Origin of the sequence: Xanthomonas sp. WHRI 7064, from assembly GCF_040202355.2 — a bacterium.
Lineage (GTDB): Bacteria > Pseudomonadota > Gammaproteobacteria > Xanthomonadales > Xanthomonadaceae > Xanthomonas > Xanthomonas arboricola.
The window spans coordinates 2,698,932-2,723,573 of record NZ_CP167821.1 but is presented as its reverse complement, the minus strand read 5'-3'; the positions used below and the strand labels follow the sequence as shown (position 1 = coordinate 2,723,573).

Annotated in this window: 22 protein-coding genes; 11 read left to right on the top strand and 11 right to left on the bottom strand. The window is 67.7% G+C overall.

What is annotated here, in order from left to right:
- Positions 1 to 160 precede the first annotated feature (160 nt).
- Together xseA and queG are read right to left on the bottom strand one after the other, a co-directional pair.
- The gene (gene xseA, locus ABQY74_RS11765; RefSeq protein ID WP_126967437.1) at positions 161 to 1,501 is read right to left on the bottom strand and encodes an exodeoxyribonuclease VII large subunit; all 1,341 of its coding nucleotides are present in this window, start codon (positions 1,499 to 1,501) and stop codon (positions 161 to 163) included.
- A 54-nt stretch (positions 1,502 to 1,555) separates the two neighbouring features.
- Positions 1,556 to 2,623 (bottom strand): tRNA epoxyqueuosine(34) reductase QueG, encoded by a 1,068-nt coding sequence (queG, locus tag ABQY74_RS11760; RefSeq protein WP_349791523.1) that lies wholly within the window; start codon positions 2,621 to 2,623, stop codon positions 1,556 to 1,558.
- 24 nt (positions 2,624 to 2,647) lie between these two features.
- On the opposite strand from queG, the gene ABQY74_RS11755 reads away from it, so the two are divergent.
- The 6 genes from ABQY74_RS11755 (at position 2,648) to ABQY74_RS11730 (ending at position 10,307) form a co-directional block, all read left to right on the top strand.
- On the top strand, positions 2,648 to 4,135 hold the full coding sequence (locus tag ABQY74_RS11755) for an NAD(P)H-hydrate dehydratase (protein WP_349791520.1): 1,488 nt from the start codon (positions 2,648 to 2,650) through the stop codon (positions 4,133 to 4,135).
- Positions 4,132 to 4,632 (top strand): tRNA (adenosine(37)-N6)-threonylcarbamoyltransferase complex ATPase subunit type 1 TsaE, encoded by a 501-nt coding sequence (gene tsaE, locus ABQY74_RS11750; RefSeq protein ID WP_349791517.1) that lies wholly within the window; start codon positions 4,132 to 4,134, stop codon positions 4,630 to 4,632. Before ABQY74_RS11755 ends, tsaE begins: the two co-directional genes overlap by 4 nt.
- A gap of 70 nt (positions 4,633 to 4,702) precedes the next feature.
- Positions 4,703 to 6,397 (top strand): N-acetylmuramoyl-L-alanine amidase, encoded by a 1,695-nt coding sequence (locus tag ABQY74_RS11745; RefSeq protein WP_104573461.1) that lies wholly within the window; start codon positions 4,703 to 4,705, stop codon positions 6,395 to 6,397.
- Positions 6,398 to 6,534: 137 nt separating this feature from the next.
- On the top strand, positions 6,535 to 8,388 hold the full coding sequence (gene mutL, locus ABQY74_RS11740) for a DNA mismatch repair endonuclease MutL (RefSeq protein ID WP_102596614.1): 1,854 nt from the start codon (positions 6,535 to 6,537) through the stop codon (positions 8,386 to 8,388).
- Complete coding sequence (locus ABQY74_RS11735) at positions 8,388 to 9,326, top strand: DUF1684 domain-containing protein (RefSeq protein WP_349791512.1); 939 nt, start codon at positions 8,388 to 8,390, stop codon at positions 9,324 to 9,326. Before mutL ends, ABQY74_RS11735 begins: the two co-directional genes overlap by 1 nt.
- 15 nt (positions 9,327 to 9,341) lie before the next feature.
- Positions 9,342 to 10,307 (top strand): TraB/GumN family protein, encoded by a 966-nt coding sequence (locus ABQY74_RS11730; protein WP_228599729.1) that lies wholly within the window; start codon positions 9,342 to 9,344, stop codon positions 10,305 to 10,307.
- Positions 10,308 to 10,353: 46 nt separating this feature from the next.
- Here ABQY74_RS11730 and phaR read toward each other — a convergent pair whose 3' ends face one another.
- From phaR to gluQRS, 3 genes are all read right to left on the bottom strand, one after another.
- Entirely contained in the window at positions 10,354 to 10,920 is a 567-nt protein-coding gene (gene phaR / locus ABQY74_RS11725) for a polyhydroxyalkanoate synthesis repressor PhaR (RefSeq protein WP_039526896.1), read from the bottom strand.
- A 158-nt stretch (positions 10,921 to 11,078) separates the two neighbouring features.
- The gene (locus tag ABQY74_RS11720; protein ID WP_024939297.1) at positions 11,079 to 11,819 is read right to left on the bottom strand and encodes a beta-ketoacyl-ACP reductase; all 741 of its coding nucleotides are present in this window, start codon (positions 11,817 to 11,819) and stop codon (positions 11,079 to 11,081) included.
- 84 nt (positions 11,820 to 11,903) lie between these two features.
- Positions 11,904 to 12,803, bottom strand: coding sequence for a tRNA glutamyl-Q(34) synthetase GluQRS (gene gluQRS / locus ABQY74_RS11715; RefSeq protein WP_104622778.1), 900 nt, complete (start codon positions 12,801 to 12,803; stop codon positions 11,904 to 11,906).
- A 97-nt stretch (positions 12,804 to 12,900) separates the two neighbouring features.
- On the opposite strand from gluQRS, the gene htpX reads away from it, so the two are divergent.
- Positions 12,901 to 13,779, top strand: coding sequence for a protease HtpX (htpX, locus tag ABQY74_RS11710; protein ID WP_104554203.1), 879 nt, complete (start codon positions 12,901 to 12,903; stop codon positions 13,777 to 13,779).
- 104 nt (positions 13,780 to 13,883) lie between these two features.
- Here htpX and ABQY74_RS11705 read toward each other — a convergent pair whose 3' ends face one another.
- The 4 genes from ABQY74_RS11705 to ABQY74_RS11690 all read right to left on the bottom strand — a co-directional run bounded on the left by ABQY74_RS11705 (position 13,884) and on the right by ABQY74_RS11690 (position 18,340).
- Positions 13,884 to 15,953: an EAL domain-containing protein gene (locus ABQY74_RS11705; RefSeq protein WP_104622777.1), complete on the bottom strand. Its 2,070-nt coding sequence runs from the start codon at positions 15,951 to 15,953 to the stop codon at positions 13,884 to 13,886.
- Between the two features lie 118 nt (positions 15,954 to 16,071).
- Entirely contained in the window at positions 16,072 to 17,253 is a 1,182-nt protein-coding gene (locus tag ABQY74_RS11700; RefSeq protein WP_126966069.1) for an NAD(P)/FAD-dependent oxidoreductase, read from the bottom strand.
- The gene (locus ABQY74_RS11695) at positions 17,250 to 17,798 is read right to left on the bottom strand and encodes a YaeQ family protein (protein WP_024939301.1); all 549 of its coding nucleotides are present in this window, start codon (positions 17,796 to 17,798) and stop codon (positions 17,250 to 17,252) included. Before ABQY74_RS11695 ends, ABQY74_RS11700 begins: the two co-directional genes overlap by 4 nt.
- Before the next feature lie 62 nt (positions 17,799 to 17,860).
- Positions 17,861 to 18,340, bottom strand: a complete 480-nt coding sequence (locus ABQY74_RS11690) for a YaiI/YqxD family protein (protein WP_349791508.1) — start codon at positions 18,338 to 18,340, stop codon at positions 17,861 to 17,863.
- Positions 18,341 to 18,607: 267 nt separating this feature from the next.
- Between ABQY74_RS11690 and ABQY74_RS11685 the strand changes: the two genes are divergently transcribed.
- Positions 18,608 to 18,817 (top strand): cold-shock protein, encoded by a 210-nt coding sequence (locus tag ABQY74_RS11685; protein WP_006451993.1) that lies wholly within the window; start codon positions 18,608 to 18,610, stop codon positions 18,815 to 18,817.
- A 174-nt stretch (positions 18,818 to 18,991) separates the two neighbouring features.
- On the top strand, positions 18,992 to 19,690 hold the full coding sequence (locus tag ABQY74_RS11680) for a glutathione S-transferase (RefSeq protein WP_166770925.1): 699 nt from the start codon (positions 18,992 to 18,994) through the stop codon (positions 19,688 to 19,690).
- 121 nt (positions 19,691 to 19,811) lie between these two features.
- Here the strand turns inward: ABQY74_RS11680 and ABQY74_RS11675 are convergent, their stop codons facing one another.
- Positions 19,812 to 20,687: an alpha/beta hydrolase gene (locus ABQY74_RS11675; RefSeq protein WP_349791504.1), complete on the bottom strand. Its 876-nt coding sequence runs from the start codon at positions 20,685 to 20,687 to the stop codon at positions 19,812 to 19,814.
- 169 nt (positions 20,688 to 20,856) lie between these two features.
- Here ABQY74_RS11675 and ABQY74_RS11670 point away from each other — a divergent pair, with 169 nt between their 5' ends.
- Complete coding sequence (locus ABQY74_RS11670; RefSeq protein ID WP_349791501.1) at positions 20,857 to 22,413, top strand: protein adenylyltransferase SelO; 1,557 nt, start codon at positions 20,857 to 20,859, stop codon at positions 22,411 to 22,413.
- Positions 22,414 to 22,507: 94 nt separating this feature from the next.
- Positions 22,508 to 23,068: an adenine phosphoribosyltransferase gene (locus ABQY74_RS11665; protein WP_024939306.1), complete on the top strand. Its 561-nt coding sequence runs from the start codon at positions 22,508 to 22,510 to the stop codon at positions 23,066 to 23,068.
- 145 nt (positions 23,069 to 23,213) lie between these two features.
- Here the strand turns inward: ABQY74_RS11665 and dbpA are convergent, their stop codons facing one another.
- Complete coding sequence (dbpA, locus tag ABQY74_RS11660) at positions 23,214 to 24,590, bottom strand: ATP-dependent RNA helicase DbpA (RefSeq protein WP_053045141.1); 1,377 nt, start codon at positions 24,588 to 24,590, stop codon at positions 23,214 to 23,216.
- Positions 24,591 to 24,642 lie beyond the last annotated feature (52 nt).

Here is a 24,642-nt window from a genome sequence, read left to right as displayed (position 1 = left end):
CCTGGGCGAAGTGGATAGCGCCGCCCAGGCGCGCCCTCTGTGCCAATCCACGGCTCTGCTCGGGCGACCGCCCTGCAGCTCATCGTTATCGCGACAAAGCGATGCGTGTGCGCTTGCTGATCGCCCACGGCAACCACGCAGCAAGCGTGGTTTGCCGCCGTCAGTCGTCGTTGCCCGGCTCGACCCGCACCTGGATGCTGCCATCGGCCAGCTGCGCACGCAGGCGCTCGCCGGCGCTGACCTCGGCGGCGCTGCGCACCACGCTGCCATCGGCGGGGCGGGTCACGATGGCATAGCCACGCGCGACGGTGGCGAGCGGGCTGACAGCTTCCAGCGAGCGTGCCAGGCTGCGTAACCGCAGTTGATCGTGCTGCAAGCGCCGCTGCATCGCTGCCTGCGGATGCAGTGCGCGCAGTCGTTGCTGCAGCCTGGCCAGATCGCGTTGCGGGTTATGCGCGTGCAGGCGCGCCTGCGTCCGTTGCAGGCGTGCCTGCAGACGCTCCAGCACCTGGGTCATGCGCGCGCGCAGCTGGCGGCCGGCGTCCTGCTGCCGGCGTTGCAGCAACTGCAGCCGCGCCTGCGGGCTATGCGCACGCAGGCGCAGGGCGAGCCGGTCGGCACGCTGCATCGCATTGCCCAGCGCGTGCTGTTGCAGCTGGGCCATGCGGGCATGCGCACGCCGCACGCGCGCGACCAGCTCGCGCTGATCGGGCACCAGCAGTTCTGCCGCCACCGAGGGCGTGGGCGCGCGCACGTCGGCCACGAAATCGCTGAGGCTGAAGTCGGTCTCGTGCCCGACCGCCGACACCACCGGCGTGTGCGCGGCGGCAATCGCGCGGGCCAGGCGTTCGTCGTTGAAGGCCCACAGGTCTTCCAGCGAGCCGCCGCCGCGGGTGATCAGAATGACGTCGTAGCGCCCGGAGGCATCGGCGCGCTGCAGCAACGAGGTGATCTGCGCCGCGGCGCTGTCGCCCTGCACCAGCGAGGGGAGCAGGTCCACTTCCAACAATGGAAAGCGGCGCGCCAGGACGCTGAGTACGTCGCGCACCGCCGCACCGCTGGGCGAGGTGATCACTCCCAGCCGTCGCACATGTGCCGGCAACGGCTGCTTGCGCTCGGCATCGAACAGGCCCTCGGCGGCCAGGCGTGCACGCAGTTCGTCGAAAGCCCGGCGCAGGGCGCCTTCGCCGGCCTCTTCCATGTGGTCGAGTACCAGCTGGTAGTCGCCGCGCGCTTCGTACAGCGTGAGACGTCCGCGCGCGAGCACGCGCAGCCCTTCGCGCGGCTGGAACTTCAGCCAGGTGCTCTTGGGCTTGAACATCGCGCAACGGATCTGCGCGCGCGCGTCCTTGAGCGTGAAGTACAGATGGCCCGAGGACGGGCGCGTGACGCTGCTCAGCTCTGCCTCCACCCAGACCAGCGGGAAGCTGCCTTCCAGCAGGTCGCGTGCCAGCGTGTTGAGCTGGCTGGGGGTGAGGATCTGTTCGTTGCGGTCGGCCATCGCCGCATTATCCCGCAGCGGCGATGCGCATGCGTGAGCGCATCGGGCGAGACCTCACAAGCCGTGTTGCGCCAGCGCCCAGCCCACGTGTTCGCGTACCAGCTCCGAGGCGTCGTGGCGGCGCGCTTCCAGTGCCGCCAACACCTCCTGCGTGCCGGGCGCATTGCCCAGGCCGACCGCGATGTTGCGCAGCCAGCGTTGATGGCCGCTGCGACGGATCGGGCTGCCTTCGGTGCGGCGCAGGAACTCGTCTTCGTCCCAGGCGAACAGCTGCGGCAGCGTTGCCACATCCAGCTCGTTGCGGGCGCGGAAATCGGCTTCGTCGGTGCGCTGGGCGAACTTGTTCCAGGGGCAGACCAGTTGGCAGTCGTCGCAACCGAAGATGCGGTTGCCGATCGGCTTGCGCATCTGCTCGGGAATCGCGCCCTCGTGTTCGATGGTGAGATAGGCGATGCAGCGGCGCGCATCCAGCCGGTACGGGGCGATGATGGCCTGGGTCGGGCAGACGTCGATGCACCGCGTGCAGGTGCCGCAATGCGCGGTGGCCGGGGTATCGATGGGCAAGGGCAGGTCGAGGTAGATCTCGCCCAGGAAGAACCACGAGCCGCCATTGCGATCGATCAGGCAGGTGTGTTTGCCGATCCAGCCCAGCCCGGCATTGCGCGCCAGTGCGCGCTCCAGCACCGGTGCCGAATCCACGAAGACCCGATAGCCGAACGCGCCGACTTCGCCCTGGATACGCTCGGCCAGTTTCTGCAGCCGGTTGCGCATCAGCTTGTGGTAATCGCGCCCCAGGGCGTAGCGCGCCACGTAGGCGCGGCGGCCGTCGTGCAAGGTGTTCCAGGCCTCAGTGTCGTCCTTGCGGCCGTAGTCCATGCCGACCGACAGCACGCGCAAGGTGCCCGGCACCAGCTCCTGCGGGCGCGAACGCTTGTCGCCGTGCTGGGCCATCCAGTGCATGGTCCCGTACAGGCCTTCTTCCAGCCAGCTGCGCAGATGCGCCTCGTCTTCGCCGAGCTCGATGCCGGTGATGCCGCAGCGTTGGAAGCCGGCCTCGCGCGCGAGCGCACGGATGCGCGCGGCAGCGTCGGTGGGGTCGGGGCGGGCAAGGACGGCAGACATGGCGACAAGTATAGAATTCCCGGCATGTACGCACCGCTCGATCTTTACGACACCGCCGCCGCGCGCAGGCTGGACACGCAGGCCACCACGCTGCTCGGCGGCGACGGCTACATCTTGATGCAGCGCGCCGGGCAGGCCGCCTGGCAGCATCTGCTGGAACGCTGGCCGCAGGCGCGCCGCATCGTGGTGGTCTGCGGCACCGGCAACAACGGCGGCGATGGCTATGTGCTGGCACGCCTGGCGCAGCGAGCCGGGCGCCAAGTGCAGGTGGTGCATCTTGCCGAGCACGGCCCGGCCTCGTCGCTGGCGCAACGCGCCTGTACCGACTATCTGGGCGTGGGCGGTGCGATCGAGTTGTTTCCCTCGCCGCTGGCGCAAGCCGACGTGATCGTCGATGCGCTGTTCGGCATCGGCCTCAACCGCGCGCCCGACGCCGAGACCACCGCCTTGATCGACGCCATCAACGCCGCCGGTGTGCCGGTGCTTGCGCTGGATGTGCCCAGCGGCATCGATGCCGATCATGGCGTGGCCTTCGGTGCCGCGGTGCGCGCGCAGGCCACCTTGCAGTTCATCGTGCCGCACCTGGGGCTCCATACCGGTGATGCGCTGGAGCATGCCGGCACGCGCGCAACCGCGTCGCTGGACGTGCCGGATACCGCATTCGACGGCCTGGCGCCGGCCGCGCACAGCTGGGACATCGACGCCCTGGCCCCGCAGTTGCGCCCGCGGCGACGCAATACGCACAAGGGCGAGTCCGGTCGCGTGCTGTGTGTCGGCGGCAACCTCGGCAGCGGCGGCGCGATCATGCTCACCGCCGAAGCGGCCCTGCGCAGCGGGGCAGGGCTGGTGCAGGTCGCCACCCGCGCCGAGCACGTCGCGCCGCTGCTGGCGCGCTGCCCGGAAGCGATGGTGCGTTCTGTGCAGGCCGAAGACGACATCGCCGCGTTGGCTGACGCCGCCGACGTGGTCGCGCTGGGTCCGGGCCTGGGGCAGGACGCCTGGGCGCAGCAGTTGTGGCGCGCGGTGCTGGCCTCGGACAGCGCCGTGGTCATCGATGCAGATGGCCTGAATCTGCTGGCCGCCAACCCGGTGCCGGCGCGCGGCCCGCGCGTGTTGACCCCGCATCCCGGCGAGGCCGGCCGGCTGCTGGGGATGTCGACCAGGCAGGTTCAGCAGGATCGGCTGGCTGCCGCAGACGTATTGGCCAAACGTTTCGATGCAGTGGTGGTGCTCAAGGGCGCTGGCAGCGTGATTGCAGCGCCGCACGCAGTGCCGCGCATCATCGATGCCGGCAATCCGGGCATGGCGGTCGGCGGCATGGGCGACCTGCTGACCGGCGTGATCGCAGCCTTGCTGGCCCAGGGCTGGTCGCCCTTCGATGCCGCCAGTCTGGGCGCCTTGTTGCATGCCTGTGCCGGCGATGCGGCGGCGCGCGAGGGCGAGCGCGGCCTGTTGCCCACCGATCTGCTGCCCGAACTGCGCCGCCTCGCCAATGCCGGAGCCATTGCATGAGCCCACTCAGCGCACACTTGGTCGATGCGCAGGCCACCGAAACCCTGGGGCAGGCCCTGGCCGCGGTGCGGCCCACCCGCGCGATGGTGCAACTGCACGGCGATCTCGGCGCAGGCAAGTCCACGCTGGCGCGCGCCCTGCTGCGCGCACTCGGCGTCACCGGGCCGATTCGCAGCCCCACCTACACGCTGGTCGAGCGCTATCCGCTCGGCATTGGCGACGAGGCCTGGCATCTGGATCTGTACCGCATCGGGCAGGCCGGGGAACTGGATTTTCTCGGGCTCGACGAGGGTAGCGCCAGCCTGTGGCTGGTCGAATGGCCGGAACGTGGCGCAGGTGCATTGCCGCCGGTGGATCTGGACGTGGAATTGGCAGTCGACGGCGAGGGGCGCAGCGTGACGTTGCTGGGCCGCAGCGAAACCGGGCGCGACTGGCTGGCACGGTTGTCGGAGCTGCCCGAGTTGCAGTCCCTTTTTGTCAGCTCACAGGAAGAATGAACGCCAGGTTGTGGATTATTAAGGGAAATCACCTTGCAATTCACACGTTTGGGTGATTGAATCCAGCGCCATGACACCGGGGTTCCGCCAGTTCTGTGTTTCCACCGTGACCGCCAGCCTCAGCCTGGCGGTTTTTGCAGCGTGGGCCGGCGAAATCAAGGGCGTTGGCGTCAGCACCGGTGCCACCGGCACGCGTGCGGAGATCCAGCTCGCCGGTAGTGGCGGATTCAAGACGTTGTCGCTGGCCAACCCCAATCGGCTGGTGGTGGATTTTCCCGATTCCTCGGGTGTGCGTGGCCTCAAGCTGCCGCCGGCTGCCGGCCTGGTGACGTCGGTGCGTACCGGTCAACCGGTGCCCGGCACCTTCCGGGTGGTATTCGAGCTGGCAACGCCGGTGACGCCGTTGAAGCCGCAGATGCAGACGCTGGGCAGCGCATCGACGTTGGTGATCGAGTGGCCAGGCGATCCGCCGGCTGCCGGCACGGTGGCCACCACCACAGCACCTGCCGCGCTGCCGCCGCCGCGCCCGGCCAATGCGCAATCCGAAGCCGCCCGCGCAACCGCTGCGTTGGCGGCGTCTGCGCAGCGTGCGTCGGTGGTGCCGCCTGCTCCGGCGCCCGCACCGTATGTGCCTGCGTCGGCCATGCCCAGCGTGACTCCGGCACCGGTACCGACCACGGTCGCCACCGGCGTGCCGACACCGCGTCCAGGCACTGCCACGACCGCGGTGACGACCAGCACGGCCTCGCCAGCCAGCACCGCCGGCACTACCCCGAATCGCGTCGCCGGTGCCTCGCCGGCCTCGGCGCTGCCAGGCAACGCCGCATCGCCGGCTGCGATCTTGAATGGCGGCAACGCGCCGCTGGGTGCTGCTTCCGGTAATGCCATGACCGCTTCGCCGAATGCGACTGCCGGCAGTGTCGTCGCGGCGGACAGCGATGATTTGCCGCCGCGTCCGGTGCTGCCCAGCGAGGCCTCGCGGATCAAGATGGCACCAGGCATGCGGCCGCTGATCGTTGCCATCGATCCGGGACACGGCGGCCAGGATCCGGGCGCGATGGGCCCCACCGGCAAGCGCGAAAAGGACGTCACCCTGGCGGTCGGCCGCGAACTGGCGCGCCAGATCAATGCCACGCCCGGCATGAAGGCCTACCTGACGCGCGATACCGACGTGTTCATTCCGCTGCCGATGCGCGCGCAGAAGGCACGCGCCGCCAAGGCCGACATCTTCATCTCCATCCACGCCGATGCTGCCGAGAACCGCAGTGCGACCGGCTCGTCTGTCTATGTGCTGTCGACCAAGGGCGCCTCCTCGCAGCGCGCGCGCTGGCTGGCCGACAAGGAAAACGCCGCCGACCTGGTCGGCGGCGTGCGTCTGCAGCAGACCGAAAGCACGCTGGCCAATGTGTTGCTGGACCTGGCGCAGAGCGGCCACATGAAGGCCTCCGAAGATGCGGCAGGGCATGTGCTCGGCGGTCTCAAGCGGATCGGCAACAATCACAAGCCGCAGCTGGAACGCGCCAACTTTGCGGTGCTGCGTACCTCCGACATGCCGGCGATGCTGGTGGAAACCGCCTTCATTTCCAATCCGGACGAAGAGCGCCGGCTGATCGACCCGGCCTACCAGCGCAAGATCGCCTCGGCCGTGCTGGATGGCATCGATACCTTCTTCACCCGCCAGCCGCCGCCGGGCACCCTGTTTGCCGCACGTGCGCAGGCCGAAGCCGATGCCGGTGTCGGCACCGTGGCCGGCGGCAGCCGCTGAGCCGCTCGGCTATCATTCCGCACTGATTCCTTGATGACGGCGCCTGCGCGCCGCCGGATTGCCGTGCCGACGTCTGTCTTGCCTGTTACACCCCCGATGCGCTCCGCAGTCTGCGTCCAGCGCGAGCGCCTGTGCTGATGGCGATCCGTCAGCTCCCCGAGATCCTGATCAACCAGATTGCCGCCGGCGAAGTCGTCGAGCGGCCTGCGTCCGTGGTCAAGGAACTGGTCGAAAACGCCCTCGATGCCGGTGCTACCCGCGTGGATATCGAGCTGGAAGAGGGCGGCGTGCGGCTGATCCGTATCCGCGACAACGGTGGCGGCATCACCCCCGACGAACTGCCGCTGGCGGTGTCGCGGCATGCCACCAGCAAGATCGCATCGCTGGACGATCTGGAAACCGTGGCCACGCTCGGATTCCGCGGCGAAGCCCTGCCGTCGATCGCCTCGGTCAGCCGTTTCACGCTGATCTCGCGTCGCCACGATGCCGAACATGGCTCCGCACTGGAGATCGACGGCGGGCGCCTGAGCGAGGTGGTGCCACGCGCCCACGCGCCCGGCACCACGGTCGAAGTGCGCGAGCTGTTCTTCAACGTGCCGGCGCGGCGCAAGTTCCTGCGTGCCGAGCGCACCGAGCTGGGGCATATCGAAGAATGGCTGCGCTCACTCGCGCTGGCGCGCCCGGATGTGGAATTGCGGGTCTCGCACAACGGCAAACCCTCGCGTCGCTACAAGCCGGGCGATCTGTATTCGGATGCGCGGCTGGGCGAAACCCTGGGCGAGGATTTCGCGCGGCAGGCCTTGCGCGTCGATCACAGTGGCGCCGGCCTGCGGCTGCATGGCTGGGTCGCGCAGCCGCATTACTCGCGCGCCAGTACCGACCAGCAGTATCTCTACGTCAATGGCCGCTCGGTGCGCGATCGCAGCGTCGCGCACGCGGTCAAGATGGCCTATGGCGATGTGCTGTTCCATGGGCGCCAGCCGGCCTACGTGCTGTTCCTGGAACTGGATCCGGCGCGCGTGGACGTCAACGTGCATCCGGCCAAGCACGAGGTGCGTTTCCGTGAGGCGCGGCTGATCCACGACTTCGTCTACCGCACCTTGCAGGACGCGCTGGCGCATACGCGCGCCGGTGCGATGCCCAACAGCATCGGCACGGACGGCGCCAGCGACACGGTTGCGGCGCCGGGCGGCATGCTCGACCGACCAAACTACGGAGGCGGTGGCGGCGGTGCCGGCTATGGTCAGTGGACGCCATCGCAGACCCCGCTGGGCCTGCGCGTGGACGAGGCGCGTGCGGCCTACAGCGCGCTGTATGCGCCGCCGTCCAGTGGCGCGCAGCAGCAGTCTGCCGCCTTGCCGGAGGGCAGCGGGATGGGCCTGCCGGCGACTGCCGCGGACAGTGGCGTGCCGCCGCTGGGGTATGCCGTCGCGCAGTTGCACGGCATCTACATCCTGGCCGAGAACGCCGAAGGCCTGATCGTGGTGGACATGCATGCCGCGCACGAACGCATCGGCTACGAGCGGCTGAAGAACGCGCACGACAGCATCGGCCTGCACGCACAACCGCTGCTGGTGCCGATGACGCTGGCGGTGGGCGAGCGCGAGGCCGACACCGCCGAGCGCGAGGCCGACACGCTGGCCAGCCTGGGCTTCGAGATCACCCGCGCCGGCCCGCAGTCGCTGCATGTGCGCAGCATTCCCGCGCTGCTTGCCAATGCCGACCCGGAGGCGTTGTTGCGCGATGTGCTCGGCGATCTGCGCGAGCATGGCCAGAGCCGGCGCATTGCCAGTGCGCGCGACGAACTGCTCTCCACCATGGCGTGCCATGGCGCGGTGCGCGCGAACCGGCGCCTCACCGTGCCGGAAATGAACGCACTGCTGCGCGATATGGAAGTCACCGAGCGCTCGGGCCAATGCAATCATGGCCGACCGACCTGGGCACGGTTTACGCTGGGCGAAATCGATCGCTGGTTCCTGAGGGGGCGCTGATGGCTGTATTGCACAAGGGGAACCACTGGCTGCTCGGCATGCTGGTGTGTGCGGCGCTGGCCGGCTGCGGCAAGGATGCACCGCCACCGGCAGCGCCGGCCGCACTCGACAAGGCCTTCCTGGCCGATAACGCGGCCTGGCGCGAGGCGCGCCTGACCGAGTTGCGCGCGCCCGATGGCTGGACCAGCCTGGTCGGCCTGCACTGGCTGTCGCTGAAGGCGCATTACATCGGCAGCAGCGCCGACAGCGGCATCAGGCTGGCGGTCGGGCCACCCAAGATGGGCATGGTCGCGACCGAGGCCGACACGGTCTGGTTCGTGCCCGAGCGCGGCGCAGCATTGACCGTCGACGGCAAGCCGCTGACCGGCAGGATCCGCTTCCAGTCCGATCGCGACCCGCAGCCGACCTTCATCCATTTCGACGATGGCAAGGGCGTGTTGAGCCTGATCCACCGGGGCGACCGCAATGCGCTGCGGGTCAAGCATGCCGATGCGCCATCGCGCAGCCACTTCGCCGGTCTGGACTACTGGCCGGTCGATCCGTCCTGGCGCATCAGCGCGCGCTATGTGCCCAACGATGTCGGCAAGACCATCCCGATCGTGGACATCGTCGGCATCAGCAGCGAACAGCCCAACGCCGGGGCGATCACCTTCGAGCGCAACGGCAAGGCGTACCGGCTGGAAACCATCGGCGAACCCGGGCGGCCGATGTTCGTGGTGTTCGCCGATCGCACCAGCGGACACGGCAGTTATCCGGCCGGGCGCTTTCTCGACCTGGACGTGCCCGACGCCTCCGGGCATGTGGTCGTCGATTTCAACCGTGCCTACAACCCGCCGTGCGCGTTCACTCCGTTTGCGACCTGTCCGCTGCCGCCGCCGGAGAACCGCATCAACCTGGCGGTGTCGGCCGGCGAGAAGACCTACAAGGTGCCGCACTGACGTGGAGAGGCCGACATGGTGAAGGCAAGCATGCGCAGCCGGCTGGCAGCCTGGTGCGGCGGTGTGGTGATTGCTCTGGCGCTATGCAGCGCGGCGGCCGCGCCGACCTGGGCGCGCGCCGGCAGCGAGGCGCCGGCCGGTCCGCCGGTGCCGCTGTTGTGGAAGGTCGATGGCAAGGGCGGCACGCTGTATCTGCTGGGTTCGTTCCATGTGCTCAAGCCCAGCGATTACCCGTTGTCGCCGGATGTGATACAGGCCTTCGCCAAGGCCGACCGGCTGGTGTTCGAACTGCCGCCCTCCGATGCGCAATCGCCCGAACTGGCCGGCCGCATGCTGCAGGCGGCGCGTCGCAGCGACGGGCGTCGCCTGCAGGACGCACTGGATCCGAAGACCTGGCAGGCGCTGACCACCTACGCCCGCAAACACGGGATGCCGGTGGACAGCCTGCAGACCCTGGAACCCTGGTTCGTGGCGCTGACGATCAGTCTGGCGGAGATGAGCCGGCAAGGCATGGACCCGAACGCCGGGCTGGACCATTACCTGATGGCGCAGGCACAGGCGAGCGGCAAACCGGCCGATGGGCTGGAGCGGGCCGAAGAGCAGATTGCCTTGCTCGATGGCATGTCGCCGACCGAACAGCATCAGCTGCTGGAGGAATCGCTGGACGATGCCGGCGCCAACGATCAGCTGCGTCAGCTGCACGCGGCCTGGCGCAGTGGCGATGTGCGTACCCTGTCCACGCAGATGGCCGAAGAAATGCGGCAGCACTACCCAGCGCTGTATCAGGACATCAATGTCGAGCGTAATGCGCGCTGGGTGCCGCGGCTGGAGCAGCGGCTGGGCAAGGGCAGCGGGACCACGCTGGTGGTGGTCGGTGCGCTGCACCTGCTGGGAAGTGATGGCGTGGTGGAGCGTCTGCGCGCGCGTGGCTACCACGTGGAGCGGATCTGCACGGCCTGCGCGGAGCAGGCCGGCCGCTGATTGGCTGCGCCCTGGAGCGGCTCACGCTCCAGGCGCCGCGCCTGTCTTACCCGCGGTTGCGGGCCTTGCCGGTGGTGCCGGCGCTACCGGCGGTGCCATGCGTGCCGGTGCCCATCGGGCCGCTGCCCATGCCGCTGGCACCCGGCGGCGGCGTACCAGGGCCGCCCGGACGGCCGAAGCCGGCGCCGAAGTTGCGCTGGAATTCCTGCCACAACTCCAGGTTGCGCTCGGTCAGTTGGTTCATCATCGCCCACGGGGTCTGCCCGAGCAGGTTGCCCATCTGTTGGCGGAACTGCTGCTGCTGATCCAGGAACACCTGCATGCTGCGCTCCAGGTAGTTGCCCATGAAGCCCTGCAGCGAGTCGCCGTAAAAACGGATGATCTGACTCAGCAACTGGGTCGACAGCATCGGCTCGCCGTCCTGTTCGCGGTCGGCAATGATCTGCAGCAAGACCGCGCGGCTGAGGTCTTCGCCACTCTTGGCGTCGCGTACCTCGAATTCTTCGCCGTCGATGATGAGCTGACGCACATCCTCGATGGTGATGTAGCTGGAAATTTCCGTGTCGTAGAGACGGCGATTGGGATACTTCTTGATGATGCGAAGTCCGGCCATGGAACGTTCACTCACAACGATAGTGCGCGCAGGATGGCGCACCGCAGCAGCCCTTGCAACCGCCACAAGGCCTTATTTTCTTAAGTAGACACCTAAAAAATGTTGCGCAGCATGATTTTCAAGGGTTTTTATGCTGCATCGCAAAGTTGCAGCAAAGCTCACCAGCCCATGTGGTGGCCGCCGTTGATATCCAGGTTGGAGCCGGTGATCCAGGCGGCCTCTTCCGCAACCAGGAATGCCACCGCATAGGCGATTTCTTCCGGCCGGCCCAGGCGGCCGGTGGGGATGTCGGCAACGATCTTGGCGCGCACCTCTTCCGGGACCGCCATCACCATGTCGGTGGCCACATACCCCGGCGACACGGTATTGACGGTCACTCCGAACGCGGCATTTTCGCGTGCCAGCGAAATGGTGAAGCCATGCATGCCGGCCTTGGCGGCCGCGTAATTGGCCTGCCCGTACTGGCCCTTCAGGCCATTGATCGAACTGATCTGGATCACCCGTCCCCAGCCGCGCTGGCGCATGCCTTCGATCACCGGGCGGGTGACGTTGAACACCGAGTTGAGATTGGTGTTGATCACGTCATGCCATTGCTCGGCAGTCATGCGATGGAAGGTGGTGTCGCGGGTGATGCCGGCGTTGTTGACCAGTATTTCGATCGGCCCCAGCGCTGCCTGGACGTCCTCGACCAGGCTGCGCGCATGTTCGGAGGACGCCACATCGCCGCGGAACAGCGCGATGTCGTAGCCCTGGGTCTGCATGCGCTGCTGCCACGCCTGGGCCTTTTCGGCGTTGCGGAAGTTGCTGGCCACCCGGTGGCCCTGGTCGGCCAGGCGCTTGCAGATGGCGGTGCCGATACCGCCGGTGCCGCCGGTGACCAATACGACGCGAGATGTCATGACGACTCCAATGGACAGGTAAGACTGGGGGCGGGCGGGGCACAGGCGCGCTGCCTGGCCCGACGCCGGTGCTGGGGCGCAATTCTAGTCACGCCGGGGCTGCGATGCGCGTCCGTCCGCGTCCAGATGCAGGTGCCGGGGCAAGCGCTGTGGCGAAAAATGCTGCGCCGCATGCTGCAGCAAGGTGTCCAGCGCCGCCCGGCGCGGCAAGGCGTCCGGCTGCTGTCCCAGCACGACCCAGGCGGCGCGCAGGGCCGGTTGCGGATCGGCATCGTCCAGCGCGGGCGCAGCATGCGACTTGGACAGCTTGCGGCCGGCCTGATCCAGGATCAGCGGCAGGTGCAGGTAGCGCGGTTGCGGCAGGCCCAGTGCGCGCTGCAGCAACAACTGGCGCGGGGTGGAGTCGAGCAGGTCGGCGCCGCGCACGACATCGGTGATGGCCTGCGCGGCATCGTCGACCACCACCGCCAACTGGTACGCCCAGTAGCCATCGGCGCGGCGCAGCACCACGTCGCCGACCTCGGCATGCACGTCCTGCACCACGTGGCCCTGCAGCGCGTCGTCGAAGCCGACCGGCGGCTGTGGCGGCACCCGCAGGCGCACCGCACGGCGAGCGCTCAGCGGCGCCACGCAGGCGTGGTGGATGCCGCCCATGCCGGCAAGGTCGGCCCGGCTGCAGCTGCATTCGAACGCCAGTCCCGCCTCCAGCAAGGTGGTGACGGCAGCCTCGTACTGCGCGTGGCGCTCGGATTGATACAGCACCGGCAGGTCCGAGTGCAGGCCGAAGGCGGCCAGCGTGCGCAGCTGGCGCGCGGAGGCGCCGGGTTCGGCACGCGGCGGATCGATGTCTTCGATGCGCACGCACCACTGACCGCCGGCATGCCGCGCGAGCAGCCAGCTGCCGAACGCCGCCAGCAGGGAGCCGAAGTGCAGCGGGCCGGTCGGGGAGGGCGCGAAGCGGCCGCGGTAGGGGAGAGCTGGCATGATCGGCTGAATCGTCGGTCAGGTGATCGCTTGATTTCAAGCGCTGACGACCGCAGATCTGCTGCAGCTCATCTTGCTCGCGTGGAGTCGTCGCACCATGTTCAACCGCATTTTCCTGTTCCTGCTGACCAATTTTGCGGTGCTGGTGCTGGCCGGCATCGTGATGTCGGTGCTGGGCGTCAATCCCGCGCAGATGAGCGGCTTGCTGGTGATGGCGGCCGTGTTCGGGTTCGGCGGCTCCTTCATCTCGTTGCTGCTGTCCAAGTTCATGGCCAAGCGCAGCACCGGCGCGCAGGTGATCAGCGAGCCGCGCACGCCGACCGAGCGCTGGCTGCTGGCGACGGTGCGCCGTCAGGCCGAGGCGGCCGGCATCGGCATGCCGGAAGTGGCGGTCTACGACGGCCCGGAGATCAATGCCTTCGCCACCGGCGCCAACCGCAACAACGCGCTGGTGGCGGTGTCCACCGGGCTGCTGCAGAACATGAGCCAGGACGAGGCCGAGGCGGTGCTGGGCCATGAAATTGCGCATGTCGCCAATGGCGACATGGTCACCATGGCCTTGCTGCAGGGCGTGCTCAATACCTTCGTGATCGTGCTGGCGCGCGTGGTCGGCGGCGTCATCGACAGCGCCATGTCGGGTAATCGCGACGGTGGCCGCGGCTTTGCCTACTACATCATCGTGTTCGTGCTGGAGATGGTGTTCGGCCTGTTCGCGACGATGATCGCGATGTGGTTCTCGCGGCGCCGCGAATTCCGTGCCGATGCCGGTGGCGCGCAACTGGCGGGCCGCGGCAAGATGATCGCCGCATTGGAACGCCTGTCGCTCAACCATGGCCAGAACAGCCTGCCTTCGCAGGTGCAGGCTTTCGGCATTTCCGGCGGTGGTGGCGATGGGTTGCGCCGGTTGTTCCTGAGCCACCCGCCGCTGTCCGAGCGCATCGCCGCGCTGCGCGCCGCCAACGGTGCGGCGATGTAAGACGGTAGCGCCAACCGATGCGTGCCGCCAAACAAAAAACCCGCGTCCTGCGGGTTTTTTGTTGGGTGGAGAGAGGCGGCGGTGATGCGGTGTAGCTGCAGGTCTCAGCCGAACTCGTAGTTCATCAACGGCCCGGTCGGGGCGACGAAATCGCCTTGCACATAGTCCACCCCGGCGCTGAAGAAGGTGCTCATCGACTGCGCATCGGCCACGAACTCGGCCACGGTGAGGATGCCGGCCGGCTGCGCGCGCGAGGTGATCTCGCGGATCTTTTCCTGGCTTTCGCGCGCCGAGGCCACTTCGCCGGTGATGCCGCGATCGAGCTTGAGGAAGGCCGGCTGGAAATGCGCCAGCAACTGGAACGAGTCCAGGCCCGAGCCGAACTGTTCCAGCCCGACCTTGCAGCCCATCGCCGACACCGCCGCCAGGAACTGCTGGGCATTGCGCAGATGGGTGAACACCTTCGATTCCGGCGTCTGCAGCCACAGCCGTTCGCCCGGCACGCCGTACACGGCCAGCTGCTCGCGGATGATGTCGATCATCTGCGGATCGGAGAACGAGTTGGGCCCGATGCGTACCAGCAGGTGCGTCCTGTGTCCTGCACGTTGCCGCTCGCCGAGCTGGCGGATCGCGCGTGCCACCACCCAGCGGTCGATCTCGGTGATCAGATCGTGTTCTTCGGCGATCGCCATGAAGGCGTTCGGCGACATCATCTCGCCGTTGCGCTCCAGTCGCAGGAAGGCCTGGTACAGCTCCAGCGGCTCGCCCTGCAGGTTGAGCACCGGCTGGTAATGCAGCAGGAAGCCGTCGCCGACCAGCGCCTCGCGCAGTTGCTGCACCCAGCGCTCGATGCGTTCCTCTTCAGCCCGGTCGGCCGCGGCAGGGTCGTAGATGCTGACCGCATTGCCGCCGAGCTCGGCGGTGGTGCGCACAGCCTCGGTGCCGCGGTTGAGCACCTGGCCGATGCTGGCGATCTTCTCGCCGATCTGCACCCCGCCGATGCTCACCGTCACCGTGGCCGAACGCGCGCCGATGCTGAAGACATGCTGCGCAAAGGTGTCGCGTACCAGCTCCGCCAGTGCATGCGTGCGCGCGTAATTGCCGTCCATCAACAACGCAAAGCTGTGCTCGCCGAAACGTGCGGCGACCACGCTGTCGTCGCTCACGTTGGCCACGTGCGCGGCCAGCGCGGCGATCAGCGCGTCGGCTGAATCCAGGCCGATCTCGGGCAGCAGGCGCGCGTAGTGGTCGGGCTCGATCAACAGGAAGCCGGACTGGCCTTCGCTGCGGCCGGCGCGCGCCACCGCCTGTTCCAGCGCGACCATGAAGGTGGGGCGGTTGAGCAGGCCGGTGACCTGGTCGCGCTGGCGCAGGTCCTCGACCTCGCGCGCCAGCTCCGGGTCGAATTCCTCGCGACGGCGGAACACCACCTGGATGCACGGCTCGCCTTCGTAGGTCGCGGTGGCGAACTCCATCGTCGCCGGGAAGGTGTCGCCTTCGAGCCGGCGCGCGTCGACCTTGTACTGCGCCGGCGGCGGCTCGCCCTTGGACATCGCCTTGAGCAGTTGCTTGAAATCGTCGACGTACTGGGCGGCGATCATGTCCAGCAGCGACACGCCCTCGACATCGTCGAACGACTCGAAGCCGAACATGTCCAGATACGCCTCGTTGGCGCGGATGTGCATGCCTTCGTGCACGTAGGCGATCGGGTCGCGCGAGGAGGCGATCAGGGCATCGCAGCGCCGCTCGGTCTCGCGCATCTGTGCCTCGATGCGGCGCAGGCCACGGCGTGCCTGCAGGTCGGCCCATTCCGAGCGCACCAGCGCCAGCAGGTGTTCGGGGCGATGACGCAGCACGATGGCGCGAATGCCATGTGCCGCGGCCTCGACCAGCGCGTTTTCCTCGATCCGCTCGGCCAGCAGGATGATCGGAATATCCTTGCCGCTGCCGGCGATCTGCTGCTGCAACGCGCTCATCGGGATCTGCAGCGCCTGCCCGTGCAGGGCCAGGTCGATCTGCCCCGACAGCATGCTGGCGAGCTCTTCCGGCGTCTGCGGTCGCGACGGACGCACTGCGATGCCGCCGTTGCGCAGCGCGGTCACGATCGCCTCCGCGCTTTCGACACTGTCGTCGACGATCATCAGGCGGAGGGTGAGATCTTTGCCTTTTTGCATGCGCGTTTCCCTAGCGACGGGCTTTAATACACGAAGGAACTCGGCTGCGTCCATGTCTGTGGACAAGGCCGCATCCGGGGTGAGACTCAGGCCACGTTTCCATGTGTCGAAGCTGACATCAGGCCACGCTCCCGGCGGCATGGCCGGACGCCCATGCCCACTGAAAGTTGTAGCCGCCCAACCAGCCGGTCACATCCAGTACCTCGCCGACGAAGTACAGGCCGGCCACCAGGCGCGACTCCATGCTCGCACTGGAGACCTGGTTGGTATCGACACCTCCCAGCGTTACTTCAGCGGTGCGATAGCCTTCGGTTCCACTGGCGATCAGCGGGAAGGCGGCCAGCAGGTCGGCTGCGGCCTGCAACTGGGGCGGGTCGAGCTGGCGGACCGGCTTGTCCGGCAACCACACCTCGCACAGGCGCTGGGCGAACCGCCGCGGCAGCACGTCGGCCAGCACGTTGCGCAGTTCGGTGGCGCCACGCTGATTTTTCTGGTCGCGCAGCCACGCCGCCGCATCCTGGCCGGGCAGCAGGTCCAGGCGCAGGTCGTCGCCGGGCTGCCAGTACGAGGAGATCTGCAGGATGGCCGGGCCGCTGACGCCGCGGTGGGTGACCAGCATGAAGTTGCGGAAGCTGACCCCGTTGCACTGCGCCTGGACCGGTAGCGCCAGCCCGGACAGGTCCTGCAGCCGTTCCTGGTGCTTGCCGCTCAGGGTCAGCGGCACCAGCCCGGCACGCGTCGGCAACAGCGTGTGGCCGAACTGCTGGGCCAGCGCATAGCCGAAGCCGCTGGCGCCCATGCTCGGAATCGACAGCCCGCCGGTCGCCACGATCAGCGACTGCGCCTGCACGCGTCCCTGGCTGGTCTCCACGCTGAAGCCGTCGCTGCCGCGCTGCACCGATTGCACCTTGCAGTCGGTACGCACCTGCACGCCCGCCGCCTCGCACTCGTCCAGCAGCATGCGCACGATCTGCTTGGACGAGATGTCGCAGAACAGCTGGCCCAGCTCTTTCTCGTGATAGGCGATGCCGTGGCGCTCGACCATCTCCACGAAATCCAGCGGGCTGTAGCGGGCGAGGGCGGACTTGCAGAAGTGGCGGTTGGCCGAGAGGAAGTTGCCCGGCGTGGTGCTGGTATTGGTGAAATTGCAGCGGCCGCCACCGGACATCAGGATCTTCTTGCCGACCTTGTTGGCATGGTCGATCACCAGCACCTGACGGCCGCGCCGGCCTGCGGTGAAGGCGCTCATCAGTCCGGCCGCGCCGGCACCGATGACCAGCACGTCGCAACGCATGCTCATTCGGCCGGGGCTTGCCGCACCATCGGGGTCAGGGTGACGCTGCCGTGGTCGGCCAGCATCTGCACCTCACCGTCCTGGATGATCACGTCGAAGCGCATGCCGCGCTGGATCAGCGCGCCCAGCGCTTCAGTGGCTTGCGAGTCCAGCTCGATCACGCGCAGGTTGCGCTGCCGGCTAAGCGCGTTGGCCTGCTTCTTCCACCAGGTTTCGGTGGCCTGGCCGCCATAGCCGATCACCACCGCTTCGCGCGACCGATTGCAGGCCTTGCGCACTCGGCTTTCGTCCGGCTGGCCGAGGTCGATCCACAGGTCCGGGTCGCCGGTGTAGTCGCGCCGCCACAGGTCGGGCTCGTCCTCGTTGCTGAGGCCGCGGCCGAATTCCAGGCGGTCGTCGGCGAACAGCGCGAACGCCAGCAGCCGTACCATCAGGCGCTCGTCGGTTTCGGAGGGGTGCTGGGCCAGGGTTAACGAATGGTTGGCGTAGTAGCCACGGTCCATGTCGCTGATCTGGAGTTCCGCCCTGCGGACGGTGGCGGTAAGGGCCATCAGGATGCCGGTTGCAAAGGGCACTTATGATACGCCCCCGTTGCAATGCCGGCGTGTTGCGGTCAGCGCCGCGCCATCTCGGCCAGCCAACGGTCCAACTGGGCGGCAAATGCCTGGCGGTCGCGCGGGTGCAGGGCCGCCGGCCCGCCGGTGACCACGCCGGCGCCGCGCAGTTCCTCCAGAAAGCCGCGGACCGACAGGCGCTCGTTGATACTGTCGCGGGTAAACGGCTCGCCACGCGGGCTGACGGCGGCCGCTCCCGCCTCCAGTACGCGAGCGGCCAGCGGAATGTCCTGGGTGACGACCAGGTCGCCTGCGGCCACCCGTGCGGCGATGGCGTCGTCGGCCGCGTCCGCTCCTCCAGGCACCTGCAGCGCACGCACGTGGGCCAGGCGAGGGGTGGGTAGGAAATGATTGGCGACCAGCGTCACCGCGGTGCCGGTACGTGCGGCAGCGCGGAAAAGGATGTCGCGGATGACTGCGGGGCAGGCATCGGCATCGACCCAGATATTCGGGCGGGACGGCAGGGGAGGCGCATTCATGTGCTGAAATCGAGAGGGAAGGGGCCTGACAGGTGGTCAGATTCGGCCTGACAGTAAAAAATTTGACGCAAGGTGTCGCTTTTTGCTGGGAACGCGAGTACTGTGCACGCACTGTGTTTGCAAGGGTCACCGTGAATCGTGGCCTGATGCAGCCGGATCGTTACAGATCTCGCTTCATCGTTCCGCTTTACCAACGCCTGCAACTCAGTCTCAGCTCCGGCTTTTCGGACGCTGCGATTTATCCATCTATAGTTCAGGAGTTTGTAAATGTCAGATCGTCAGAGCGGTACCGTGAAGTGGTTCAACGATGCCAAGGGCTTCGGCTTCATCACCCCGGAAAGCGGCCCGGACCTGTTCGTGCACTTCCGTGCCATCCAGGGCACCGGCTTCAAGTCGCTGCAGGAAGGCCAGAAAGTGACCTTCGTCGCCGTGCAGGGCCAGAAGGGCATGCAGGCTGACCAGGTGCAGGCGGTCTAATCCGTCTGCAACCGTAAGGTTGCCAAAAACGCCGGTCGCGCAAGCGACCGGCGTTTTTTATTGGGCGCGGTTTGATCAGTGCAATAGAGAGTGCGGCGGTTCGGCCCGCTCAGGTGAGCGCAGCGACGACACGCCAATCGGTAGCATGTGCGCTTTCCGCGTGCAGCCTCTTCCATGATCACTGTCCACCATCTCAACAATTCCCGTTCCCAGCGCGTGCTGTGGCTGCTGGAGGAACTGGCGCTGCCATACCAGATCGTGCGGCACGAGCGCGATCCCAAGACCATGCTGGCGCCGGCGGCATTGCGTGCCATCCATCCGCTCGGCAAGTCGCCGGTGGTTGTCGACGGCGAGCTGACCGTGGCCGAGTCCGGCGCGATCCTGGAGTTCCTGACCGAACGCTACGACACCGAATGCGCGCTGTCGCCGCCGCCGCGTCCGCTGGAGTCGCCGGAGCGCCTGAAGTTCCGTTACTGGATGCATTACGCCGAAGGCTCGGCAATGCCGCCGTTGCTGATGACGCTGATCTTCGGGCGGATTCGCAGTGCGCCGATGCCGTTCTTCGCCAAGCCGATCGCGCGTGCCATCGTGGACAAGGCCATGTCCGGCTTTGTCGGTCCGCAGCTCAAACTGCATCTGGACTGGATGGAGCAGTCGCTGCAGGCAAGCGAATGGTTCGCCGGTGAGCGCTTCACCGCAGCCGACATCCAAATGAGCTTCCCGGTACAGGCCGCCGCTGCACGTGGCGGCGGGCTGGAAAGCTATCCGCGCCTGCGCGCGTTTATCGCGCGTATCGAGGCGCGTCCGGCATACCAGGCCGCGCTGAAGAAGGGCGGCCCGTTCGAGCTGATGGGGCGCAAGCCCGCCGAGTGACGTTGCGGTATGCGCGCAGGGAGGCCGCAGGTCACCGTGCCTTGACGGTGTCCTGCCAGGGTTTGGCGAATCCCCAATCCCGACTCCCCAATCCCGTACCGCTCAATCCCGTACCGCCCAATTAAGGCGCCCGACATTGCCGCAGGAACTGCAGCGTGTCGCGCAGCACGGGCGAGCGCTCGGGCGGTTTGCGCAGCGCCAGCACGATGCCGAGATGGCCCATGCCCGGGTAGACCTTCAACTCGGCCGTGCCGCCCTTGCGTTGCAGGGCGTGCTGCAACGAGGTGCTGTTCTGCAGCTCGACCACGCGATCGGCATCGCCGTGCAGCAGCAGCATCGGCGGTTCGTCGCCGCCGACATAGCGCACCGGCTGCGATTGCTGTTGCGCGGCCGGTGCCTCGCCGAAGATCTCGATCAGCTCCGGGTCGGTCAGTGGCAGAAAGTCGTAGGGCCCGGCCAGACCCACCACCCCGCACAGTTGCCGGGGTTGCAGGCCTTGCACCTGCAGCCAGTGCGCGTCGGTACCCAGCAGCGCGGCCATATGCGCGCCGGCAGAGTGGCCCATCACCGCCAGGCGCGTCGGGTCGCCACCGTAGTCGTGCGCATGCCGATAGCCCCAGGCGGTGGCGCCGGCAGCGTCGGACATGAAGCCCTGCAGGCCGACCTGCGGATACTTGCGGTAGTCGGCCACCATCGCCACCACGCCCTGTCGCGCGAGCGCGCGTCCGACCCAGCGATAGTTGGCGCGCGTCCCGCGCTTCCAGGTGCCGCCATAGAAGAACACCACCACCGGTGCATCCACCGCGCCGCGCGGCTGGTAGACGTCCAGGGCCAGACCATGCGCCGGATCGAACACCTGGTCACGGTGCTCGACAATGCCGTCGCGGCTGGAGGCGGCGTTGATGCCGCCGAAGAACACGCTGCTGCAGGCAGTCAGTGTCAGCGAGCCGAGCAGCAGCAGGGCGGGGCGAAACCAGCAGGAAGTGCGCGAGGGCATGGGCGATGTCGTTTGAGGGGCGGGGAGGAATAACGCGGCGGCTGTTGCCTGCGTGTGCAGGACGAGCCCGTTTGCTGGCGGCCAGCTGCTCGAAGATACGGTACGTGCGCAACGCCGGATGCGTGGTTGCCCATGCGAAGTTCACTGTCGTTGGCCTACGCTGGCATGCATGACGACTCTGCAGTTTGACAACCGCCTGCGCCAGCAGCTGCCCGGTGATTCCGAACAAGGTCCACGCCGCCGCGAGGTACGCGCTGCATGGTCGACGGTGATGCCGACGCCGGTAGCCGCGCCGTGCTTGCTGGCGTATTCGGCCGATGTCGCCCAACGGCTGGGGCTGGATGAGGCCCAGATCGGCAGCGCGCAGTTTGCCGAGGTATTCGCCGGCAATGCGCTGTACCCGGGCATGCAGCCGTGGGCGGTCAATTATGGCGGGCACCAGTTCGGACATTGGGCCGGCCAGTTGGGCGATGGCCGGGCGATCTCGCTGGGCGAGGCAATCGGGGTCGATGGCGGTCGCTACGAGTTGCAGCTCAAGGGTGCCGGCCCGACCCCTTATTCGCGCGGTGCCGATGGCCGGGCGGTACTGCGCTCGTCCATTCGCGAATTCCTGTGCAGCGAAGCGATGCATCACCTGGGCGTGCCGACCACGCGCGCGCTGAGCCTGGTCACCACCGGCGATGCGGTGGTGCGCGACATGTTTTACGACGGCCGGCCGCAGCGCGAGCCGGGCGCGATCGTGTGCCGGGTGGCGCCGTCGTTCATCCGCTTCGGCAACTTCGAGCTGCCCGGTGCGCGCGGCGATCTGGCGCTGCTGCGGCAATGGGTGGACTTCACCATCGCGCGCGACTTCCCGCAGCTGCAAGGTGCTGGCGAGGCGCTGTACGCAGCCTGGTTCGCGCAGGTCTGCGAGCGCACCGCGGTGATGGTGGCGCACTGGATGCGGGTGGGCTTCGTGCATGGGGTGATGAACACCGACAACATGTCGATCCTGGGGCTGACCATCGACTACGGCCCCTACGGCTGGGTCGACGACTACGACCCGGACTGGACGCCGAACACCACCGATGCGCAGGGCCGTCGCTACCGCTTCGGCACCCAGCCCCAGGTCGCGTATTGGAACCTCGGGCGCCTGGCGCAGGCGCTGGCGCCGCTATTTGCCGACCAGGCGCAGTTGCAGCTGGGGCTGGACCGCTTCCGCGATACCTACCTAGCCTGCGACCGCCGCGACACTGCCGCCAAGTTGGGTCTGGCCGACTGCCGCGACGAGGATCTGCAGCTGATCGATGCGCTGCGCGCGCTGATGCACAACGCGGAAATGGACATGACGCTGACCTTCCGCGGCCTGATCGCGTTGGTGCCGGAGCATCCGGATCCCGATCTGTTGCGTGAGGCGTTCTATGACCAGGACAAGCGCCTCGCGCATGTCGCGCAGCTGCAGGACTGGCTGCAGCGCTACGCTGAGCGGCTGCAGCAGGACACGCTGTCGCCGGAGGTGCGGCGCGAACGCATGCGCCTGGCCAACCCGCGCTATGTGCTGCGCAACTATCTGGCGCAGCAGGCGATCGATCTGGCCGAGCAGGGCGATGCGTCCGGCGTAGAAGAGTTGCTGGAGGTCATGCGTCACCCGTACGACGAGCAGCCGGGCCGCGAGGCGTTTGCCGCACGGCGGCCGGACTGGGCGCGCGACCGCGCCGGTTGCTCGATGCTGTCCTGCAGTTCCTGACGCGCTCAGATGCAGGTATGTCGTAAACGCGGCGTCGTGAGCGCGCGCAGCCTAGAATAGGGTGGTCCCCACCGGCCTAGACGCCACCACCACCATGACTGACTGCACCCGCTGCGCCGGCACCAATTCTTCCGGACCCAACCAATGGTCCGAGCGAATCCGCGACATCGCCGATTTTCCCAAGCCGGGCATCGTCTTCAAGGACATCACGCCGCTGCTGTCGGATGGGCCGGACTTCGCCTCGGCGCTGGATGAAATGGCGCAGCCCTGGCGCACCACGCCGCTGGATGCGGTGCTGGGCATCGAGGCGCGCGGTTTCATCCTGGGGTCGGCGCTGGCGCGCGAACTACGTACCGGCTTTGTGCCGGTGCGCAAGCCCGGCAAACTGCCCGGGCGTACGCTGGTCCAGGAATACGCGCTGGAATACGGTACCGACCGCATCGAAATGCACGAGGACGCGTTGCCACGCGGCGCGCGCGTGTTGATCGTCGACGACGTGCTTGCCACCGGCGGTACGCTGCGCGCGGCCCTGAGTCTGGCTGCACAGCTGGAGCTGGAAGTGGTCGGCGCGGCGGTGCTGGTCGAGTTGCTGGCGCTGCAGGGCCGCGAGAAGTGGGCCAATGACGTGCCGTTGCTGGCTACCTTGAGCTACTGACCCAGGCGTCTTGCCGATCGAGCAGCTCGCCGATCAGGCTTTCTGAAAACGGGAATGCGCAAGCATGCGCATCCCTGTGGAGCGTGCGGCAGGCGCTGTCGCCGCCGCCCGATCGGTGGTCGGCAGGGTCGCTGCCGCGCGTTGATTACAGCTTGCTGACCCGGAACCGGCGCCCCTTGATCTTGCCTGCATGCAGATGCGCCAGCGCCTTGGCGACCTGCGCGCGGGCGATGGCGACATAGGAGCGGGTGGGGTAGATCGCGATCTTGCCGATCGCCGCGCCCGACAGTCCGGCTTCGCCGGTCAGTGCGCCGAGGATGTCGCCGGCACGCAGCTTGTCGGTCTTGCCGCCGTCGATGCGCAGCGTGGTCATGGCCGCCTGCGGCAGCTGCGCCGGGCGGGCGGTGGCCAGGGGCGCGCGCGACCACTTCAGTGGCTGGCCCTGTTCGGCTTCCAGCGCCTGCGCGCGGCCGGTCTCGCGCGGGGCCACCAGGCTGAGCGCCAATCCACGCTTGCCGGCGCGCGCGGTGCGGCCGATGCGGTGGCGGTAGGTTTCGGTATCGGTGGGCAGCTCGTAATTGACCACTGCCGACAGGTCTTCCACGTCGAGCCCGCGTGCGGCCACATCGCTGGCCACCAGCACGTTGCAGCTGCGGTTGACGAAGCGCACCAGCACTTCGTCGCGGTCGCGCTGTTCCATGTCGCCGTGCAGGGCGAGCGCGGAGAAGCCGAACTCCTGCAGCGAGCCGGCCACCTCGTCCACCTCCTTGCGGGTATTGCAGAACACCACGCTGGATTCGGGATTGAAGCGCAGCAGCAGACCGGCGACGGCCTTCTGCCGGTAGGTCGGGTCGACCTCGAAGAATTGCTGGTCGATTTCCGGCGCGTTGTCGGCGCCCTCGACGGTGATTTCGACCGGGTCCTTGAGGATCTCGCGCGCCAGTGTGCGGATGATGTCCGGGAAGGTGGCCGAGAACAGCAGGCTCTGGCGGTGCTTGTCGCAGCGGCTGGCGATCTCGCGGATGGGTTCTTCGAAGCCCATGTCGAGCATGCGGTCAGCCTCGTCCAGCACCAGCGTGCGCACGCCGCCCAGATGCAGGGCGCGCTTGCGGGCCAGTTCCTGGATGCGGCCGGGCGTGCCGACCACCACTTGCGGGTCATGCGCCTCCAGCGAGGCCAGTTGCGGGCCGAGCGGCATGCCGCCGGTCAGCACCACCAGCTTCATGTTGGGGATGCCGGTGGCCAGCTTGCGCAACTGCTTGCCGACCTGATCGGCAAGCTCGCGGGTGGGGCACAGCACCAGCGCCTGCGCGCGGGTCAGCGCCGGGTCGAGCTTCTGCAGCAGGCCCAGCCCGAAGGCGGCGGTCTTGCCGCTGCCGGTCGGCGCCTGGGCGATGACGTCCAGCCCCTGCAGGATCGGCGGCAGGCTCTGTGCCTGGATGGGGGTAAGGACGGTGTAGCCAAGGGCGTCGATGCCGGGGGCCAGGGCCGGCGACAGCGGCAGCGCGGAGAATTCGTTCATGGCGCATTTTAGCCGGGATTGGGCAGTGGGGATTGGGGATTCGCGACGGCGA

Excerpts from the sequence above, each read along its gene's own strand:
- xseA (WP_126967437.1), bottom strand. The coding sequence starts at position 1,501 with ATGGCCGACCGCAACGAACAGATCCTCACCCCCAGCCAGCTCAACACG.
- queG (WP_349791523.1), bottom strand. The coding sequence starts at position 2,623 with ATGTCTGCCGTCCTTGCCCGCCCCGACCCCACCGACGCTGCCGCGCGC.
- ABQY74_RS11755 (WP_349791520.1), top strand. The coding sequence starts at position 2,648 with ATGTACGCACCGCTCGATCTTTACGACACCGCCGCCGCGCGCAGGCTG.
- tsaE (WP_349791517.1), top strand. The coding sequence starts at position 4,132 with ATGAGCCCACTCAGCGCACACTTGGTCGATGCGCAGGCCACCGAAACC.
- ABQY74_RS11745 (WP_104573461.1), top strand. The coding sequence starts at position 4,703 with ATGACACCGGGGTTCCGCCAGTTCTGTGTTTCCACCGTGACCGCCAGC.
- mutL (WP_102596614.1), top strand. The coding sequence starts at position 6,535 with ATGGCGATCCGTCAGCTCCCCGAGATCCTGATCAACCAGATTGCCGCC.
- ABQY74_RS11735 (WP_349791512.1), top strand. The coding sequence starts at position 8,388 with ATGGCTGTATTGCACAAGGGGAACCACTGGCTGCTCGGCATGCTGGTG.
- ABQY74_RS11730 (WP_228599729.1), top strand. The coding sequence starts at position 9,342 with ATGGTGAAGGCAAGCATGCGCAGCCGGCTGGCAGCCTGGTGCGGCGGT.
- phaR (WP_039526896.1), bottom strand. The coding sequence starts at position 10,920 with ATGGCCGGACTTCGCATCATCAAGAAGTATCCCAATCGCCGTCTCTAC.
- ABQY74_RS11720 (WP_024939297.1), bottom strand. The coding sequence starts at position 11,819 with ATGACATCTCGCGTCGTATTGGTCACCGGCGGCACCGGCGGTATCGGC.
- gluQRS (WP_104622778.1), bottom strand. The coding sequence starts at position 12,803 with ATGCCAGCTCTCCCCTACCGCGGCCGCTTCGCGCCCTCCCCGACCGGC.
- htpX (WP_104554203.1), top strand. The coding sequence starts at position 12,901 with ATGTTCAACCGCATTTTCCTGTTCCTGCTGACCAATTTTGCGGTGCTG.
- ABQY74_RS11705 (WP_104622777.1), bottom strand. The coding sequence starts at position 15,953 with ATGCAAAAAGGCAAAGATCTCACCCTCCGCCTGATGATCGTCGACGAC.
- ABQY74_RS11700 (WP_126966069.1), bottom strand. The coding sequence starts at position 17,253 with ATGAGCATGCGTTGCGACGTGCTGGTCATCGGTGCCGGCGCGGCCGGA.
- ABQY74_RS11695 (WP_024939301.1), bottom strand. The coding sequence starts at position 17,798 with ATGGCCCTTACCGCCACCGTCCGCAGGGCGGAACTCCAGATCAGCGAC.
- ABQY74_RS11690 (WP_349791508.1), bottom strand. The coding sequence starts at position 18,340 with ATGAATGCGCCTCCCCTGCCGTCCCGCCCGAATATCTGGGTCGATGCC.
- ABQY74_RS11685 (WP_006451993.1), top strand. The coding sequence starts at position 18,608 with ATGTCAGATCGTCAGAGCGGTACCGTGAAGTGGTTCAACGATGCCAAG.
- ABQY74_RS11680 (WP_166770925.1), top strand. The coding sequence starts at position 18,992 with ATGATCACTGTCCACCATCTCAACAATTCCCGTTCCCAGCGCGTGCTG.
- ABQY74_RS11675 (WP_349791504.1), bottom strand. The coding sequence starts at position 20,687 with ATGCCCTCGCGCACTTCCTGCTGGTTTCGCCCCGCCCTGCTGCTGCTC.
- ABQY74_RS11670 (WP_349791501.1), top strand. The coding sequence starts at position 20,857 with ATGACGACTCTGCAGTTTGACAACCGCCTGCGCCAGCAGCTGCCCGGT.
- ABQY74_RS11665 (WP_024939306.1), top strand. The coding sequence starts at position 22,508 with ATGACTGACTGCACCCGCTGCGCCGGCACCAATTCTTCCGGACCCAAC.
- dbpA (WP_053045141.1), bottom strand. The coding sequence starts at position 24,590 with ATGAACGAATTCTCCGCGCTGCCGCTGTCGCCGGCCCTGGCCCCCGGC.